A 17,601-nucleotide genomic window follows, 5' to 3' on the forward strand; every position below is an offset into this window, starting at 1 on the left:
CCCGGTGCTGAAGCCGTTTCCCGCCGGACAGCCCCCGCGTCTCGTCGGCCCCTACCGGCTGCTCGCCGGAATCGGCGCGGGCGGCATGGGCGAGGTGCACCTCGCCTGCCGGGCGGACGCACCGACGGCCGACCCGTACCGGATGGTCGCGGTGAAGACCGTCCGGAGCGACCTGGAGGTCGACGGGGACTTCCGGACCCGGTTCCGGCGGGAGATCGCTGCGGCGCGGACGGTGGACGGACCGGGCGTGGCGCGGCTCGTGGACGCCGACGCCGACGCGCCCTCGCCGTGGCTGGCGACCGAGTACGTGCCGGGTCCCTCGCTCGCGGAGGCGGTCGTACGGTCGGGCGCGCTGCCCGCCCCGGCGGTGCGGGCGCTGGGCGTCGCCCTGGCCACGGCCCTCGCCGACGTGCACCGGGTGAAGGTGCTCCACCGGGACCTCAAGCCGGCGAACGTGCTGCTCGGCACGGCCGGACCCAAGCTGATCGACTTCGGCATCGCGCACGCCTTCGAGGCGACCGCGCTGACCTCGACCGGTCTGGTGGTGGGCTCCCCCGGCTTCATGTCGCCGGAGCACCTGGCCGGCAGCCGGGCGGTAGTGCCCGCGTCGGACGTGTTCTGTCTGGGCGCGGTCCTCGCGTTCGCGGCGAGCGGCCGGGGGCCGTTCCAGGACGACGAGATGGCCGCCGTGGTCTACCGGATCATCCGCGCCGACGCCGACCTCGACGGGGTGCCGGAGGAGCTGCGGCCGACCGTGGAGCGGTGTCTGCGGCTCGACCCGGCGGAGCGGCCGACGCCGACGGAGCTGGTGGGGCTGCTCGGGGGCGGGGCCGGGCCCGAGGTCTTCCCGTGGCCGGGCGGAGTGCTGTCGCTGCTCGCCGAGTACGGTGAGGCGGCCCGGACGGTCGGCGAGGCCGCGGCCTCGGGCGCGGGCGTGGCGGACCTGCCGACGCTCGGCCCGGTGGTGCCGTACTCCCCCACCGCGATGACGGGCCGGCCGGCGTCCCCGGCCGGCGCCCCCGTGGAGCCGCGCCGTCGCCCGTGGGGCGCCGTCCTGGCGGGCGCGGTGGCGGTGGCCGTCCTGGCGACCGTGGGTGTGGTGCTGCTGAACCGGAACGACGGGGACGGGGGCGCGTCCACGGGCGGGGTCGCGGGACCCTCCGTCTCGGCGGGAGCCTCGACCGGTGCTTCGCCCGGCGCCACCGGGACTCCGGGTGCCACCACGCTGAGCCGGGTCGTCCCGCCGTACGGCGGGGAGGGCCGCACCAACGACTTCGGCGCGGCGGGCACGGACCAGGGCCACCGCCCGGCGGGGTGGGCGCCCTGGAGCACGAGGACCGAGGCGACCGACGGCGCCTGCTCCCTCTCCCCGAAGGTGCTGGTCTGCGCGGGCACCGGCGGCGCGCTCACCGGGCTCGACGCGGCGGACGGCCGCGCGCTGTGGTCGGTCCCGGCGACCACCAACGCCGAAGGGCTGTACGCCACGGCGCAGTACCCGGCGGTCGTCGGCGACCGGGTGTTCGTCACGACCGCGGCGGGGACCGTCGCCTACGGCCTCCGGGACGGCAAGGTGAAGGGCACGCTGCCCGGACCGGGCACCGGCTGGGCGCCGAAGGGTTCCGACCTGGCCGACGGCGTCCTCTACGTCACCCACGTCAACATGGCGGACGCGCGGCTGAACGGTCTCGTGACGGCCGTGAAGCTCGGTGGGAGCGGGACCGAGGTGGGCCGTCAGCTGTGGCGGAGCGAGCTCGACCAGGTGCCCGAGCAGCCGGTGGCGGCGAACGGACGGGTGTACGTGCCCCTCGGGACCGTACCCGTGGCACTCGACGCGCGGACCGGGAAGGAGACGGCGCGCGGCACGGAGGGCTGCCCGAGGATCACGGTGCACGAGGGCGGCGGCAGCGTGCTCTGCTCCGGCACGCAGGACGGCTCGGTGGGCGTGCTCGACGCCGGGTCGCTGAAGCGGCAGCGCTCCCTCGGCCTCGGAGTGACGGCCGGCCCCGCCGTGAACGCGGACGGCCTGGTGGCGGTCGCGAACGGGCAGACCGTGAGCGTCTACGACCTGCGGAGCGGGCAGCGCCGCTGGACCTGGCTCGCGCCCGTGACCTCGGGCGATCCGCAGCGCGTCTACTTCGCGGGCGACCGGGTGATCACGGTGGGCAAGGGCGAGGTGACCTCCGTCCCCGCGGCGGGCCCCGTCGGCGACGGGGACTACGAGACCTTCCGGGCCAGGCTGCCGGAAGGCTTCGACCCGCAGGCCACCGGAGACGCGCTGGCCGCCGGAGGGGCGGTCTTCCTCGCCCTCCCCGACGGCCTCGTCGTCTCCGGGTACCTGCCCTGACCGGCGCCGGGCAGGGTCACCCCCGCCGGTTCACACCGTCGCCGAGCGGTACTTGCGGACCGCCAGGGTCCGGAAGACCACCAGGATGGTCAGCGAGAAGATGATCGACGCCCAGATCGAGTTCCGCATCGGCCAGGCGTCCGAGGTGACCACGCCCGGGTTGCCGAAGAGCACGCGGCAGGCCTGGACGGTGGCGCTGAACGGGTTCCACTCGGCGATGTGGCGGATCCACGGGGTCATGCCCTCCGTGGGCACGAACGCGTTCGAGATGAACGTGACCGGGAAGAGCCAGATCAGGCCGCCGGAGGTGGCCGCCTCCGGAGTGCGGACGGAGAGGCCGATCAGCGCGCCGATCCAGGAGAAGGCGTAGCCGAGGAGGAGCAGCAGGCCGAAGGCGCCCAGCGCCTTGGGGACGCCCTCGTGGATCCGCCAGCCGACGAGGAGCGCGACGATCGCGAGGACCACCAGGGTGAGGGCGGTCTGCACGAGGTCGGCGAGGGTGCGGCCGGTGAGCACCGCGCCCCGGGCCATCGGCAGGGAGCGGAACCGGTCGATGAGGCCCTTGTGCATGTCGTCGGCGATGCCCGCGCCCGCGCCGGCCGTGGCGAAGGTGACCGTCTGGGCGAAGATGCCCGCCATGAGGAACTCGCGGTACTCCTGGGGGCTGGTGCTGCCGTCGACGACCATCGAGCCGCCGAAGACGTAGCTGAACAGCACCACGAACATGACGGGCTGGATGAGCCCGAAGATGACCATCTCGGGGATGCGGGTCATCCGGATGAGGTTGCGCTTGGCGACGACCAGGGAGTCGCCGATCGACTGGGCGATTCCGCCCCGCGGCTTCGGGGCCGGCGGGGCCTTTCGGTCCTCGGTCAGGGTGGTCACGCCGTCTCCTTCGCGCGCTTGCGGCCGTGGCCGACCTTCTCCTGGGGCCCGCCGTTCTCCTCCTCCGCCCGCTCGGCCGCGTGGCCGGTGAGGGAGATGAAGACGTCGTCGAGGGTGGGGCGGCGCAGTCCGATGTCGTCGATCTCGACGCCGACGGCGTCCAGGTCCCTGATGACCTCGGCGAGCAGCTTGGCGCCGCCGGCGACGGGGACGGTCAGCCTGCGGGTGTGGTCCTCGACGGAGACCTCGCCGCGGCCGGTGCCCGCGATGCCGTAGCGGGCGAGCACGTCCCGGGCGCCGGTGATCATGCCCGGTTCGTGGACGACGACCTCGACGCGCTCGCCGCCCGTCTGGGCCTTGAGCTGGTCGGCGGTGCCGCGCGCGATGACCTTGCCGTGGTCGACGACGCAGATGTCGTGGGCGAGGTGGTCGGCCTCCTCCAGGTACTGGGTGGTGAGCAGCAGGGTCGTACCGCCCGCGACGAGTTCCTTGATGACCTCCCACAGGCCCTGCCGGTTGCGGGGGTCGAGGCCGGTGGTCGGCTCGTCCATGAACATGACCGGCGGGGAGACGACGAGGGCGGCCGCGAGGTCGAGGCGGCGGCGCATGCCGCCGGAGTACGTCTTGGCGGGGCGGTCGGCGGCGTCGGCGAGGTTGAAGCGGTCGAGGAGTTCACCCGCCCGCTGCTTCGCCGCCTTCGCCTTCATCTGGTAGAGCTGGCCGACCATCTGGAGGTTCTCGCGGCCGGTGAGGTACTCGTCGACGGCCGCGAACTGGCCGGAGAGCCCGATCGAGCGGCGCACCTCGTTGGGGTGCTTGAGGACGTCGATCCCGGCGACGACGGCCCGGCCGCTGTCGGGCTGGAGGAGGGTGGTCAGCACGCGCACGGCGGTCGTCTTCCCCGCGCCGTTCGGGCCGAGCAGACCGAGGACCGTGCCTTCGGGCACGTCGAGGTCCACTCCGTCCAGAGCTCGTACGTCACCGAAGGTCTTCACCAGACCCTCGGCGTAGATCGCGCCTGGCATGTGGGTTCTCCCAGGAAACGGGGGCGTTTCCCACCGATCCTAGGTTTGCGGGGCGCACCTCGCCCAGTGAATTTGTGACCCGCGCCACATGATCTTGCTCGGGGGCGGGTGGTACGGGTCGATCAGTCCAGCACCGTGTACCCGGCGTCCCGCAGCGCGTCCGCCACCTCCCGGCAGTGCTCCGGGCCCTTCGTCTCCAGGTGCAGTTCGACCTCCGCCTCGGTCAGGCCGAGCCGCGGGTCGGTCCGTACGTGGCTGACGTCCAGGACGTTCGCGTCGGACACCGTGAGGACCGCGAGCAGGGTCGCTAGGGCGCCCGGCCGGTCCGTGACCCGCAGCCGCAGGCTCAGGTAGCGGCCGCCCGCCGCCATGCCGTGCCGGAGGATGCGCTGGAGCAGCAGCGGGTCGACGTTCCCGCCGGACAGCACCGCGACCACCGGCCCCCGGAAGGCCTTCGGGTCGCTGAGCAGGGCCGCGACCGGGCTGGCGCCCGCCGGTTCGACGAGTAGCTTGGCCCGTTCCAGGCAGAGCAGCAGCGCGGAGGAGAGGGCGTCCTCGGAGACCGTGACGATCTCGTCGACGTACTCCCGGACCAGCGCGAACGGCACGTCGCCGGGCCGTCCCACCTTGATGCCGTCGGCCATCGTCACCGGTGCCTCGACGGCGACCGGGTGTCCGGCCGCCAGGGAGGGCGGGTAGGCGGCCGCGCCCTCCGCCTGCACGCCGACGACCTTCACGTCCGGACGCACCGACTTCACCGCGAGCCCGACGCCGGCCGCGAGACCACCGCCGCCGACGCCCACGAGGATCGTCCGGACCTCCGGGCACTGCTCCAGGATCTCCAGGCCGACCGTGCCCTGCCCGACGATGATGTCGGGGTGGTCGAAGGGGTGGATGAAGACGGCCCCGGTCTCCCGCGCGTACCGCTCCGCCGCCGCGAGCGTCTCGTCCACGACATGGCCGTGCATCCGGACGTCGGCGCCGTACTCCCGGGTCGCCGCGACCTTCGGGAGCGGGGCGCCGACCGGCATGAAGACGGTGGCGTGCACGCCGAGCAGTCGCGAGGCGAGCGCCACACCCTGCGCGTGGTTGCCCGCCGAGGCGGCGACGACCCCGGCCGCCCGCTCCTCGGGCCGCAGCCCGGCGATCCGTACGTACGCCCCGCGCAGTTTGAAGGAGCCGGTCCGCTGGAGGTTCTCGCACTTGAGGTGCACGGGCGCCCCCACCAGCGACGACAGATGGCGGCTCCCCTCCATCGCCGTCGTCCGGGCCACCCCGGACAGCATCTTCTGCGCCCCCCGCACGTCGTCGAGCATCAGCCGGTGCAAGGGGTCTGGCGTACGGAAGCTCATGACAGCAAGTCTCGCAGCTCACGGCCCTGGTGGCCGCCCGGCGGACAGGTGCTCCAGCGGGTTTGCGCAGCCCCGGTACGGACCTCCCCGGGGCCGCGTACTCTGTCCCCCACCAACCGACCACCCCCGCACGAGAGAGACCCCAGCCATGCCCACATCTCAGGACATGACGACTGAGCTCGACCCCGGTCTCCTCGATGCCCTCCAGCACCAGGTGGCCGTCTTCGCCCGCCGTGCGGAGCAGACCCGCCTCGGCGGCACCGGCCAGCTCCGCAACTCGATGGACCGCGCCGCCTACCTCCTCCTCAACCGGCTCGACCAGGAAGGCCCGATGGGAGTCAAGGCGCTGGCGGCGGGCATGGGCATCGACTCGTCGACCGTCACCCGCCAGGTCGCCCCGCTCGTCGACTCCGGCCTGGTGAAGCGGACTTCACACCCGGAGGACGGGCGCGCGGTCGTGCTGCAGCTCTCGGCGCGCGGCCTGGCCCGGCTGGAGGAGGTGCGTTCCTCGCGCCGTCAGCTGATGGTCGAGGTCACCGAGGGCTGGACGCCGGACGAGCGCGCCTCCTTCTGCACCCTGCTGACCCGCTTCAACACCGCGCTGTCCGCACGGCAGTCGGCGCACGCGGGCCAGGCGGGTCACGCGGCGGCGGAGTCCCCGGCGGCGTCCGACGACACGGCGGCGGCTCCGTCCGCGCACGAGGGACCGGGCGAGTCCGTACCCGCCTCTTGACCCCGGCCCCGCGCTGCCCTCAGATGAGGACGTGACAGGTCGGCGGAGCGGACGCGGCACCCAACACGCCTACCGCACCCGGGAGTTCGAGACTTTCGTGGCCGGGGCGGCGGGCCGGCTGCTGCACGCCGCGACCCTCCTGACCGCCGAGACCCGCACCCGCGCCCCGCACGCCCAGGCCCTCCTGACCGCCGCCCTCGCGCACACCTACGCGGTCTGGGACCGGACGCGCCACGAGGACCCGTACGAACTCACCCGGCGCGAGCTCGCCGCCCGCTTCGCGCGCACCGCCTGGCGGCATCACCGCGGCCACGGCGGCGTGCTCTCCGCGCTCACGCCGCGGGAGCGGCTCGTCGTCGTCCTCCGCCTGTACGAAGGGGTCGCCGAGGAGCAGGTCGCGGCGCTGCTCGGACTCTCCGAGGTCCGGGTCCGTGCCGTCCACGCCCGCGCGGTCGCCACGCTCAGGGCGGCCGCCCGGCGTCCTTCGGGCGGGCGGGGGTCCGCCGCGTGACCCGGCACGAGGACAGGGAGGCCGCGGTCCGGCGGCTCCTCGACACCCCGCACCCGCCCGTCCCCCGCGACCTCGCGTCGCGGGCCGCGGCGCGCGGGGCCCGGCGGCTCCGCCGCGCCCGGAGGGTACGCGGGGCGCTGTGGGCCCTGGGCGTGATCGCCGCACTCGCGTTCCTGGTGTGGGCGTCGACGGTCCGCCCCTGGGAGGCTCCTCCGGCCGGGACGACGCCGCCGCTCGAAGGCTGGTGAGAACGGACCTAGGCTGGAGGGACGATGGCACCTCCAGGTGCCGAGGAGGCTGACATGACCAGGAAAGTCGCCGACTGCCGCAGTACACCGAGCGTCATGAACTGCACCCTCACCATCAGCGGTGAGGAGGAGGAAGTGGTGCGGGCCGCGGTGGATCACGCCGTCTCCGTCCACGGCCACGCGGACACCCTGGAACTGCGGTCCGAGGTCCGCGCCGGGCTGGTGGACGAGAAGGTCCCCGCCTGACGCCCGCGCCCGGCACACGCGCCCGACACGTCCGCCCGGCACACACGGCGGGGGCCGGGCGGACGCCCCGTACGCCGGGAACGTCCGCCCGGCCCCGTACCGACCGCCCTACTGGCCCAGCGCCTGGCGCAGGTCCGCCAGCAGGTCGTCGACGTTCTCGATGCCCACCGAGAGGCGGACCAGGTCGGCGGGGACCTCCAGGGCCGAGCCCGCGACGCTCGCGTGCGTCATCCGGCCCGGGTGCTCGATCAGCGACTCGACGCCGCCCAGCGACTCACCGAGCGTGAAGAGCCGCGCGCGGTTGCAGACCTCGACCGCCGCGTCCTCGCCGCCCTTCACGCGGAAGGAGATCATGCCGCCGAAGGAACGCATCTGCTTGGCCGCGATCTCGTGCCCCGGGTGCTCCGGGAGACCCGGGTAGAGGACCTGGGTGACCTTAGGGTGCTGGGTCAGCATGTCGGCGATCCTCGTCGCGTTCTCGCTGTGCCGGTCCATCCGGACCGCCAGGGTCTTGATGCCGCGCAGCACGATCCACGAGTCGAAGGGACCGGCGACCGCGCCCATCGCGTTCTGGTGGTAGGCCAGCTCCTCGCCGAGCGCCTCGTCGGCCGTCACCAGCGCGCCGCCGACGACGTCGGAGTGACCGCCCATGTACTTGGTCAGCGAGTGCACGACGACGTCCGCGCCGAGCGCCAGCGGCTGCTGGAGGTACGGCGAGGCGAAGGTGTTGTCGACGACGAGCCTCACGCCGGCCGCCCGGGCCACGCCCGCGACGGCCTCGATGTCGGTGATGCCGAGGAGCGGGTTCGACGGGGTCTCGACCCAGATCAGCTTCGTACGGTCGTTGACGGCCGCCCGCACCGAGGCGATGTCCGAGGTGTTCGCCACCGAGAAGTCCACGCCCCAGCGCTGCACGACCTTGGCGAAGAGCCGGAACGTGCCGCCGTAGGCGTCGTTCGGGATGACCACGTGGTCGCCCGGCGCGAGGAGCGCGCGCAGCAGGCAGTCCTCGGCGGCCAGGCCCGAGGCGAAGGCGAGACCGCGCCGGCCGCCCTCCAGGGCCGCCAGGTTCTCCTCCAGGGCGGTACGGGTCGGGTTGGCGCTGCGGCTGTACTCGTAGCCGCCGCGCAGCCCGCCCACGCCGTCCTGCTTGTAGGTGGACACCTGGTAGATGGGCGGGACGACCGCGCCGGTCAGCGGGTCGGCGGTGTTGCCCGCGTGGATCGCACGGGTCTCGAAGCTCTGGTGGGTGTGCTGGTCGCTCATGGTCAGGAGCGTAGTGCCGCACGGCCCCCGTCGCCTCGTTCGTCTCATCGGGTGTCCTGGACAATGGACACATGGAGATTCTCTGGTTCCTGATCGCGCTGGGGCTGCTGTTCGCCGTCCTCGGCCCCTACGTGCTGCGCCGACGCGGCGGCGGGATCCGCCAGGTCGCGCCCGGCGCACCGGACGCGGCGGATCCGGAGGCGTACGGCTTCGTCCGACAGGAGGACCAGGACGTACGGCTCCCGGGCGCCGACGACGAACTCCTGCACGTCCTCGACGTCGTCCAGGCCACCCAGGACTGGCGGGCCGCCTCGCGGCTGCTCGCCGCCACCGACAAGGACGGCGAGGTGCGCTGGCAGCGCGTCCAGGCCTTCGCGGGCGCCGCGTCCCTGGAGCTCCAGGAGCGGCCGGGCGTCGGCGGCGCGTGGCTGCGGAGCTGGCGGGCGGAGGCCCCGAAGGACGCGGGTGGCGCGGCCGTGCACGCCGAGTTCCTTGTGCAGCAGGCCTGGCGCTCCTCGGCGGCCGGGACCGACGACTTCCGGATCATCCTGGAGGAGGGGCTGAAGGTCACCGAGGAGGCGGCGCTGCTCGCTCCGGGCGATCCGGTCCCGTACATCACGCGGCTGGCCGTGGCGCGCGGACTCGGCTACGGGCACGAGCAGTTCGACCAGGTGTGGGCGAAGGTGATCGACCGGGCGCCGCAGCACATGGGCGCGCACCTGGCGGCCCTGCACTACTGGTGCGAGAAGTGGCACGGCTCGCGCGAGGAGGCCGACCACTTCGCGACGACGGCCGCGGCGCGCGCCCCGCGGGGCTCCCTGCTCGCGGCGCTGCCGCTGTTCGCGGTGTACGAGCACGTGCCGGACGTGGTGCTCGTACAGGACTTCTTCCGTACGGCGGTGGTGTCCAAAGCGATGGACGGCGCGCTGTACGCGGTCCACTCGGCCCGGCCCGACGACCCGATGCTCGCGCACGTGCGGCACCTGCTGGTCTGGTTCCTGGTGCGGGGCGCGCGCTGGACGGAGGCCATGCACCAGCTGGTGCGGGTCGACGGGCACGTGGGCGCGGTGCCGTGGACGCTGAGCGGGGACCCGGCGGCGGAGTTCACGGTCTTCCGGAACCTGGCGGTGGCGGGGTACGAGGCGAACGGCGGGAACCCGGCGTCGCTGCCGCGCTGACGGACCGGCGGGCGGTACTCCGGCGGGCGGTGGGGAATCCCCCACCGCCCGCCGGCGTTGTGACCACTGCCGACCGTCGAGGAGAGATGCAGCATGTTCCTGTCCCGCACCCCCGTCCTCCCCACCCCCGAGCAGGCCCTGCGCGGCCGTCCCGAGCCGGAGTTCTCGGTCCCCGAGCGCCACACCGTCCTCGGCAACGCCCTCCTCGGCCCGTACCCGGAGGGCCTGGAGGTCGCCGACTTCGCCCTGGGCTGTTTCTGGGGCGCCGAGCGCAAGTTCTGGCAGGCCGACGGCGTCTGGACGACCCTCGTCGGCTACCAGGGCGGCTACACGCCGAACCCGGCGTACGAGGAGGTCTGCTCGGGCCTGACCGGCCACACCGAGGCCGTCCGGGTCGTCTTCGACCCGTCGAAGGTCTCGTACGAGTCCCTCCTGAAGCTCTTCTGGGAGTCCCACGACCCGACCCAGGGCTTCCGCCAGGGCAACGACGTGGGCACCCAGTACCGCTCGGCGGTCTACACCCACACCCCCGCCCAGGCGGCGACGGCGGAGTCCTCCCGCGAGGCCTACCAGAAGGTCCTGACGGGCTCCGGCTACGGCACGATCAGCACGGAGATCCTCCCGGCGGAGGGCCGGACCTTCTATCCGGCGGAGGGATATCACCAGCAGTACCTGGACAAGAACCCGGGCGGCTACTGCGGCATCGGCGGCACGGGCGTCTCGTGCCCGATCGGTGTGGCGAAGGCCGACGGCTGACGGTCCGGGGACCGGGCTTCGCCGGATGAGTTTCGGAACCTCCGCGCGGCGGGTGCGGGACGAGCGGGTGACGGCCGCGCGGCGGTACCGGGCGCTGCGGTGTGCCGTCGGGGAGTACGGGCCGCTCGGCTTCCACGCGACCTGGGCCTATCTGGCCGCGACGGCCGTGCCCTCGCCGGATATCCGGCGGGACACGGCCGCGCTGCTGCGCGCGCTCGATATCCTGGAGACGAGCAGGGCGGCGAGGATCGAGGAGATCGCGGTCTTCGCGGCCCGCCGCCGCGTGGAGAAGGCCGCGGGTGTGCGGGTGCCCCGGAGCGACGATCCTCTGGCGCGGCCCTGGCGGCCTCGCTGGCCCGGCGGGGCCGGGCCCTCGCGTCTGGGGCTCGTCGCCGCCGTGGCGAACCGCCGCGCCGCGTTCCTCGGCGGCCCTGCCCCCGACCCGTCAGACGACCTCCAGGGCCGGCTGGCGGACCTCCACGGTCGTCTCGACGCCTGCGCGGCGGCCTATCTCGGCGCGCTCGGGCAGGTCGACGGTCGGGACGGGCCGGGCGACGTCATCGCCGGCATCCGTCAGCACCTCACCCCCGGCTTCGCTCCGCTGAACGTGGCCCTCCTCCCCTGGCTGCGCTTCGCCGAACTCCTGGACTACGCCGTAAAAGCAGCGGCGGCACCGCACCCCCGGTAGCTACACTCGCCGGCATGGGTGCGTTCTACTTCTTTCTCTGATTCCGGCCGAGGACACGGTCCGACCCGCTGATCCGGCGCCCTCGGGGCGCGGCAGTGGTGGTCCCGGTGTCCCCTCCCCGGCCCGAACGCCCCCCAGCACCCAGGGAAAGATCCCATGCGCGACCGCGCCCAGTTGACCCTCAAGGACGTCTCCAAGTCCTACGGGGACCGCTCCGTCCTCGACCAGCTCACGCTCACCGTCCGCCCCGGCGAGAAGGCCGCTGTCATCGGCGAGAACGGCTCCGGCAAATCCACCCTGCTCCGGCTCCTGGCCGGGGCCGAGGCGCCCGACACCGGAGAGATGACCGTCCGCTTCCCCGGCGGCGTCGCTCGGCTCGCCCAGACGCTCGCCGAGACCCTCGGCCTCGGGCCCGAGCACACCGTGCGGGACGCCGTCGACGCGGCGCTCGCAGAACTCCGCGCCATGGAACGGGAGATGCGGGACGCCGAGGAGACCCTCGGCTCCGCCACCCCCGAGGAACTCCTCGCATACGGGGAACTCGCCGCCCGCTACGAGGAACGGGGCGGCTACCAGACCGACGCCCGGGTGGACGCCGCCCTGCACGGGCTCGGCCTCGGCCATGTCCCGTACGAGCGCCGCGTCGGCACGCTCTCCGGCGGCGAGCAGTCGCGGCTCTCCCTGGCCTGCATCCTCGCCTCGGGCGCCGAGCTGCTGCTCCTCGACGAACCGACGAACCACCTCGACCGTGCCGCCACCGACTGGCTGGAGGAACGGCTGCGCACCCACCGCGGCACCGTGGTCGCGGTCACCCACGACCGGGCGTTCCTCGAGGGCATGGCGACCACGATCCTGGAGGTCGACCGTGACACCCGCGAGGTGACCCGGTACGGCGACGGCTGGTCCGGCTACCGCGCGGCGAAGGCCGCGGCCCGCCGCCGCCGAGCGCAGGAGCACGAGGAGTGGCGGGAGGAACTGGCCCGTACGGAGGAGCTGGTGGCGGCGGCCGGGCAGCGGCTCGCCGGGGCGGGGAAGGACCCCCGGCAGGGCTTCGGCAAGCACCGCCGCTCGCACGAGAACAAGCTGTCGGGCCAGGTCAGGGCGGCCCGGGTCAGGCTGGAGCAGCTGCGGAGGTTCCCGGTCCCGGCACCGCCGGAACCCCTGCGCTTCACGGCCCGGATCGCGGCGCCGGCCGCGGACGCCGAAGGAGGCTCCGTCGACGGGACGCTCGCCGAGCTCGTCGACGTCGTCGTGGGCGAGCGGTTGCGGATCGACAAGCTGCGGGTCTCGGCCGGGGACCGGCTGCTCGTCTCCGGGCCCAACGGCGCCGGCAAGACGACCCTGCTCCGGGTCCTCGCCGGGGACCTGCGCCCCGACAGCGGGACGGTCGGCCGCGCGGGCCGGGTCGGCCGGCTGCGCCAGGAGCTGCCCACCGTAGCGTCCCCGAAGCCGCTGCTCACGGAGTACGCGGCCGGGCGTCCCGGTCCGCCCGAGGAGTACGCGGCGGAGCTGCTCGCCCTCGGGCTCTTCCGGGAGGAGGATCTGTCGGTGCCGGTGGCCCGGCTCTCGGTGGGCCAGCAGCGCCGCCTGGAGCTGGCCCGGCTGGTGACCCGGCCGGCCGATCTGCTCGTCCTGGACGAGCCGACCAACCATGTGGCGCTTTCCCTGGTGGAGCACCTGGAGGCGGCCCTGGCCGCCTTCCCGGGCGCGGTGGTCGCGGTCTCCCACGACGAACGCTTCCGCGCGGGCTTCGGCGGCCGGCGCTTGGAGCTCCGCTCAGGCCGGGTCGCCTGACGCGGCCCGCATGGCCGCGGCCGTCGCAGCCGGGTCGTACCCGGCGGCGACCCCGTCGACCAGGAGGACGTCGCCCGCCATGTGGCGGGTGCGGAGGGGGATCAGCTCCTGGTAGGCGGCGGAGTCGTACCAGGCGCGGGCCTTCTCGTACGTCGGGAAGGCGATGAGCACGACGGCGCCGGGCCAGTCGCCCTCCAGGACCTCGCGGTCGGGTGCGCCGTGGACGAGGAAGCGGCCGCCGAAGGGGTCGAGGGTGGACTGGACGCGCTCGATGTACACGAAGACCTCCTCGTCGAGGACGGGCTTCGGGTGCAGGTTTCCGATGGCGTATGCGGTCATGACGCAAGAGTGCCGGGGCATGCCGTCCGGGGTCGATTACCCCGGAGGTCATGCCCCGGCGCGCATGCCGTCGAGCCGGGTGCCGGGCGTCCGTCGACCGTCGACGTCAGCCGGGACCGAGGTCGGGGTCGGGACCGGCGGCCCGTGGCGCGGGGCCCGTGGCGCGCCGCCCGTGGCGCGCCGCCCCTGGGCTCAGATCGTCGACGCGTCGATCACGAAGCGGTAGCGGACGTCGCTCGCGATGACCCGCTCGTACGCCTCGTTGATCCGGTCCGCGTCGATCACCTCGATCTCGGCGCCCAGTCCGTGCGACGCGCAGAAGTCGAGCATCTCCTGGGTCTCGGCGATGCCGCCGATCATCGAGCCGGCGAGGGTCCTGCGGCCGCCGATCAGGGAGAAGAGGCTGACCGAGACGGGCTCCTCGGGGGCGCCGACGTTCACCAGGGCGCCGTCCGTCTTGACGAGGCCCAGGTAGGCGTCGAAGTCCAGCGGCGCGGAGACCGTGGAGATCACCAGGTCGAAGGTGCCGGCGAGCTCGGTGAAGGTCGCCGGGTCGCTGGTGGCGTAGTAGTGGTCGGCGCCCAGCTTCAGGCCGTCCTCCTGCTTCTTCAGCGACTGGCTGAGGACGGTCACCTCGGCGCCGAGGGCGTGGGCGATCTTGACGCCCATGTGGCCGAGGCCGCCGAGACCGACGATCGCGACCTTCTTGCCCGGGCCGGCCTTCCAGTGGGCGAGCGGCGAGTAGAGGGTGATGCCGGCGCAGAGCAGCGGGGCCGCCTCGTCGAGGCCGATGCCCTCGGGGATGCGCAGGGTGTAGTTCTCGTCGACGACGATGTGGCTGGAGTAGCCGCCGTAGGTGGGTTCGCCGTTCTTGTCGACGGCGTTGTACGTGCCGGTCATGCCCCGCTCGCAGTACTGCTCCAGGCCCTGGAGGCAGTACGCGCACTCGCGGCACGAGTCGACGAAGCAGCCGACGCCGACCCGGTCGCCGACCTGGAACCCGGTGACCCCGGGGCCGACCTCCGCGACGATTCCGGCGATCTCGTGGCCGGGGACCATCGGGAAGATGCCCTCGCCCCATCCGTCGCGCGCCTGGTGGATGTCGGAGTGGCAGATGCCGGCGTACTTGATGTCGATGAGGACGTCGTGCTCGCCGACGGGGCGGCGCGGCACGGTGGTGCGCTCCAGCGGGGCGTTGGCGGCGGGTGCGGCGTAGGCGGGGACGGTGGTCACGTTCGTGGTCATGGCTCCAGCCTGCGGGAGCGCGCCGCATTCACCCAGCCACCTGTTCTGCCTACGTCCAGCGTGCCTACCACTGGCAGGGACAGGAACACCCGTCCGTCGAGGCGTACGGCCTGGGATAATCGGGACGCATGGATCCCAGTGCCGAACTCAGTGAATTCCTGCGCTCGCGCCGGGCCCGGCTGAAGCCCGAGGACGTGGGTCTGCCCGACTTCGGGCGCCATCGCCGGGTGCCGGGGTTGCGCCGGGAGGAGCTCGCGCAGCTGGCCGGGGTCTCGGTGGCGTACTACACGCGGCTCGAACAGGGCAACGGACGGAACGTCTCCACCGAGGTGCTCGACTCCATCGCCCGGGCGCTCCGTCTGAGCGACACCGAGCGGGCCCATCTGACGCACCTCGCGAAGCCGACGGTGAAGAAGCGGCAGCGGGCGGCGATAGCCCGTCCGCAGCGGGTCCGTCCGGGCCTCACGCATCTGCTGGACTCGATGGACGGGGTGCCCGCCTTCCTGCTGGGCCGCCGCCTCGACGTGCTGGCCTGGAACCGGATGGCGCGGGCGCTGATGGGCGACTTCGCCGCGTGGGAGCCGGAGGAGCGGAACATGGCCCGGATGGTCTTCCGGGATCCGAACGCGCGCGACCTGTACGTCGACTGGGAGTGCAAGGCGGTCGAGGTCGTGAGTGTGCTGCGGCTGTACGCGGGCTGCTATCCGGACGATCCGCAGCTGCTGGCGCTCGTCGGCGAACTGTCGGTGAAGAGCGAGGAGTTCCGCTCGCTGTGGGCGGCGCACACGGTGACCGACAAGGGGCACGGCACGAAGCGGCTGCGGCATCCGCTGGTGGGTGAGATGACCCTGTCGTACGAGTCGATGAAGGTGGCCGGCGACGATCCGGACCTGGTGCTCGTGACGTACCAGGCGGAGCCGGGGACGGCCTCGGCGGACGCGCTGCGGCTGCTCGCGCGGTGGGGCGTGGACGAGAACGTGGACCTGGACGTACGGAAGTAGCCACGCACCGGCCCGCTGACGGAAGCGGCCCCCTCCGGGCGAGGAGGGGGCCGCTTCCGTGTGTTCCGGGGGTGGATCAGACCGCGGAGCCGGCCTTCCACTCCGACCAGCTCATGTTCCAGCCGTTGAGGCCGTTGTCGGGGGCGATCGTCTTGTCCTTGGAGTTCTTGACGATCACGACGTCACCGACGATCGAGTGGTCGAAGAGCCAGGCGGCCTGCTGGTTGGGGTCGCCCGCGCCCTTGGCGTCGTTCAGGCCGACGCAGCCGTGGCTGGTGTTGGCCGAGCCGAAGATCGAGTCCGGGCCCCAGTAGTTGCCGTGGATGAAGGTGCCCGACGTGGACAGGCGCATCGCGTGCGGCACGTCCTTGATGTCGTACTCGCCCTTGCCGTCGTCATCGGTGAAGCCGACGGTGGCGCCGTTCATCCGGGTCTCCTTGAACTTCTCGGAGATCACCATCTGACCGTTGTAGGTCGGGTTCTCCGGGGAGCCGGCGGAGATCGGGATGGTCTTGATCGTCTTGCCGTCCTGGGTGACCGTCATGGTCTTGGTGGCGACGTCGACGGTGGAGACCTGGTTGCGGCCGATCTTGAAGGTGACGGTCTTCTGCTGGACGCCGAAGACACCGTCGGCGCCCTCGACGCCGTCGAGGTCCAGCTTCAGGGTGACCGTCGAGCCCTCGGTCCAGTAGTCGTCCGGGCGGAAGTCGACGCGCTGGGAGTTGAACCAGTGCCCGACGACCTCCTGACCGCTGCTGGAGGTGACGGTGATACCGCCCTGGACGGCCTTCTTGTCGGTGATCGCCTTGTTGAAGTTGATCGAGACCGGCATGCCGACGCCGACGGTCGAGCCGTCCTCCGGCGTGAAGTTGCCGATGAAGCTGTTGGCCTTGGAGACCGTGGTGAACGAGGAGTTCTCGTGCGCCTCCAGGCCTTCGGCGTCCGTGGCGGTGGCGGCGATCTTGTAGACCGTGGCCCGCTCGAGCTGGCCGCTGGGCTTCCAGCTGAGGCCGTCGGCCGCTATCTCGCCCTTGACCTCCTCGCCCTCGGCGGAGGTCATGGAGACCTCGGTGAGCTTGCCCTCGGCGACGGTGACCTTGGCGTCGTTGTTGATGGAGGCGTTCTGCGCGCCGTTCTTCGGCGAGATGGTGATCTGCGCCTTGGAGGTCTTCTGCGCTGCCGCCTCGTCGACCTGGGCCTGTGACTGCGGCGTCGCGGAACCGGAGGCGCCCGCGCCCTTGTCGCCGTCGCTGCACGCCGAGAGCACCAGCACACCGCCGAGCACGGCGGCCGCGGCGGCCAGGCTCCTGCGGTGCTTGCCGTCCGTCATCACACGCTTCTCCATCGTCGCCGATTCCCTGCCAACGTCTTCTATGAACCCCATGACACCCCGTCCGGTTCCGGGAGCGGAGCGTTTGTGGGGAACGCCACTGTTCGACACGCACCGGCGGTCCGTCCGGTTCCCAGATCGGGGCGCCGGTCGCACCACAGGCCCCGGGACGCCGTCCCGGGGCCTGTGAACAGGGCGGATACCGGTCCTACGACCGGTCGTCGTCGTCTTCCTCCGCCCCATCCTCCTCGCCGAGGTCCCACTCCAGCGCGTCGGGGTCGTACTCGATCTCCTCACTGCTCCAGGAGGCCTGGACCATCTCGATGCCGGGGACCTCGCGGATCAGGTCGAAGGGCTCGACGAGGTACGCGAGGGCCTCGGCGCTGTCCTCGCGCACGGCGGCGCGGGCGGGCACCCGCTCCTCCTCGGGCATGAACTCGTCGGCGCCGATCCGGGCCTCGGCGGCCTCGGCCAACTCGGCCGGTCCGTCGATCTCCAGGACCACATCGACCCGAAGACGTACATAGCGTGTGGTGTCAGAAGTACTCATGTGTCGGAGCGTAGGGGGCGGCGGGGCCTCGGCTTTCCCACGACCCGCTGTGTTCATTAGCATCGGCGCACAGACCAATTCGCGGTTTCCGCAAGGGGGATCGAAATTTC

The 17,601-nt window shown here is 72.8% G+C and carries 18 protein-coding genes; 10 read left to right on the forward strand and 8 right to left on the reverse strand.

The features are described 5' to 3' along the window. Positions 1–4: 4 nt before the first annotated feature. The gene (locus ACRRSS_RS30955; RefSeq protein WP_435974342.1) at positions 5–2,344 is read left to right on the forward strand and encodes a protein kinase domain-containing protein; all 2,340 of its coding nucleotides are present in this window, start codon (positions 5–7) and stop codon (positions 2,342–2,344) included. A 30-nt stretch (positions 2,345–2,374) separates the two neighbouring features. On the opposite strand, the gene ACRRSS_RS30960 is transcribed toward ACRRSS_RS30955, so the two are convergent. The 3 genes from ACRRSS_RS30960 to ilvA all read right to left on the reverse strand — a co-directional run bounded on the left by ACRRSS_RS30960 (position 2,375) and on the right by ilvA (position 5,606). After that, entirely contained in the window at positions 2,375–3,220 is an 846-nt protein-coding gene (locus ACRRSS_RS30960) for an ABC transporter permease (RefSeq protein WP_435975462.1), read from the reverse strand. 5 nt (positions 3,221–3,225) lie between these two features. Then, the gene (locus ACRRSS_RS30965) at positions 3,226–4,254 is read right to left on the reverse strand and encodes an ATP-binding cassette domain-containing protein (RefSeq protein WP_435974343.1); all 1,029 of its coding nucleotides are present in this window, start codon (positions 4,252–4,254) and stop codon (positions 3,226–3,228) included. Between the two features lie 122 nt (positions 4,255–4,376). After that, positions 4,377–5,606: a threonine ammonia-lyase gene (gene ilvA / locus ACRRSS_RS30970; RefSeq protein ID WP_435974344.1), complete on the reverse strand. Its 1,230-nt coding sequence runs from the start codon at positions 5,604–5,606 to the stop codon at positions 4,377–4,379. A 148-nt stretch (positions 5,607–5,754) separates the two neighbouring features. On the opposite strand from ilvA, the gene ACRRSS_RS30975 reads away from it, so the two are divergent. The 4 genes from ACRRSS_RS30975 to ACRRSS_RS30990 are packed head-to-tail and all read left to right on the forward strand — an operon-like array spanning position 5,755 to position 7,344. Next, the gene (locus tag ACRRSS_RS30975; RefSeq protein WP_435974345.1) at positions 5,755–6,339 is read left to right on the forward strand and encodes a MarR family winged helix-turn-helix transcriptional regulator; all 585 of its coding nucleotides are present in this window, start codon (positions 5,755–5,757) and stop codon (positions 6,337–6,339) included. Between the two features lie 31 nt (positions 6,340–6,370). Next, complete coding sequence (locus ACRRSS_RS30980) at positions 6,371–6,850, forward strand: sigma factor-like helix-turn-helix DNA-binding protein (protein WP_435974346.1); 480 nt, start codon at positions 6,371–6,373, stop codon at positions 6,848–6,850. Then, a complete protein-coding gene (locus ACRRSS_RS30985; protein WP_435974347.1) occupies positions 6,847–7,098 on the forward strand; it encodes a hypothetical protein in 252 nt (83 codons plus the stop codon). Before ACRRSS_RS30980 ends, ACRRSS_RS30985 begins: the two co-directional genes overlap by 4 nt. 54 nt (positions 7,099–7,152) lie before the next feature. Further along, on the forward strand, positions 7,153–7,344 hold the full coding sequence (locus ACRRSS_RS30990; protein ID WP_435974348.1) for a DUF1059 domain-containing protein: 192 nt from the start codon (positions 7,153–7,155) through the stop codon (positions 7,342–7,344). Positions 7,345–7,452: 108 nt separating this feature from the next. On the opposite strand, the gene ACRRSS_RS30995 is transcribed toward ACRRSS_RS30990, so the two are convergent. After that, positions 7,453–8,610 carry a cystathionine gamma-synthase gene (locus ACRRSS_RS30995; RefSeq protein ID WP_435974349.1) on the reverse strand — a complete coding sequence of 386 codons (1,158 nt, stop codon included), beginning with the start codon at positions 8,608–8,610 and terminating at the stop codon, positions 7,453–7,455. A 71-nt stretch (positions 8,611–8,681) separates the two neighbouring features. On the opposite strand from ACRRSS_RS30995, the gene ACRRSS_RS31000 reads away from it, so the two are divergent. From ACRRSS_RS31000 to abc-f, 4 genes are all read left to right on the forward strand, one after another. After that, positions 8,682–9,788 (forward strand): hypothetical protein, encoded by a 1,107-nt coding sequence (locus ACRRSS_RS31000; protein ID WP_435974350.1) that lies wholly within the window; start codon positions 8,682–8,684, stop codon positions 9,786–9,788. Between the two features lie 93 nt (positions 9,789–9,881). Next, entirely contained in the window at positions 9,882–10,544 is a 663-nt protein-coding gene (gene msrA, locus ACRRSS_RS31005; protein ID WP_435974351.1) for a peptide-methionine (S)-S-oxide reductase MsrA, read from the forward strand. Positions 10,545–10,569: 25 nt separating this feature from the next. Next, positions 10,570–11,232 carry a hypothetical protein gene (locus tag ACRRSS_RS31010; protein WP_435974352.1) on the forward strand — a complete coding sequence of 221 codons (663 nt, stop codon included), beginning with the start codon at positions 10,570–10,572 and terminating at the stop codon, positions 11,230–11,232. A 156-nt stretch (positions 11,233–11,388) separates the two neighbouring features. Then, positions 11,389–13,026 carry a ribosomal protection-like ABC-F family protein gene (gene abc-f / locus ACRRSS_RS31015; RefSeq protein WP_435974353.1) on the forward strand — a complete coding sequence of 546 codons (1,638 nt, stop codon included), beginning with the start codon at positions 11,389–11,391 and terminating at the stop codon, positions 13,024–13,026. On the opposite strand, the gene ACRRSS_RS31020 is transcribed toward abc-f, so the two are convergent. Together ACRRSS_RS31020 and ACRRSS_RS31025 are read right to left on the reverse strand one after the other, a co-directional pair. Then, positions 13,009–13,365, reverse strand: a complete 357-nt coding sequence (locus ACRRSS_RS31020) for a DUF1330 domain-containing protein (protein WP_435974354.1) — start codon at positions 13,363–13,365, stop codon at positions 13,009–13,011. The two genes, abc-f and ACRRSS_RS31020, sit on opposite strands and share 18 nt — an antisense overlap. A gap of 192 nt (positions 13,366–13,557) precedes the next feature. After that, positions 13,558–14,610: an NAD(P)-dependent alcohol dehydrogenase gene (locus ACRRSS_RS31025; RefSeq protein ID WP_435974355.1), complete on the reverse strand. Its 1,053-nt coding sequence runs from the start codon at positions 14,608–14,610 to the stop codon at positions 13,558–13,560. 128 nt (positions 14,611–14,738) lie between these two features. On the opposite strand from ACRRSS_RS31025, the gene ACRRSS_RS31030 reads away from it, so the two are divergent. Beyond that, entirely contained in the window at positions 14,739–15,611 is an 873-nt protein-coding gene (locus ACRRSS_RS31030) for a helix-turn-helix transcriptional regulator (protein WP_435974356.1), read from the forward strand. A 76-nt stretch (positions 15,612–15,687) separates the two neighbouring features. Here the strand turns inward: ACRRSS_RS31030 and ACRRSS_RS31035 are convergent, their stop codons facing one another. Then, positions 15,688–16,956 carry a L,D-transpeptidase gene (locus tag ACRRSS_RS31035; RefSeq protein WP_435974357.1) on the reverse strand — a complete coding sequence of 423 codons (1,269 nt, stop codon included), beginning with the start codon at positions 16,954–16,956 and terminating at the stop codon, positions 15,688–15,690. Positions 16,957–17,149: 193 nt separating this feature from the next. Beyond that, positions 17,150–17,491: a hypothetical protein gene (locus ACRRSS_RS31040; RefSeq protein WP_435974358.1), complete on the reverse strand. Its 342-nt coding sequence runs from the start codon at positions 17,489–17,491 to the stop codon at positions 17,150–17,152. Positions 17,492–17,601 lie beyond the last annotated feature (110 nt).

Source organism: Streptomyces sp. Qhu_M48, assembly GCF_051305195.1.
Lineage (GTDB): Bacteria > Actinomycetota > Actinomycetes > Streptomycetales > Streptomycetaceae > Streptomyces.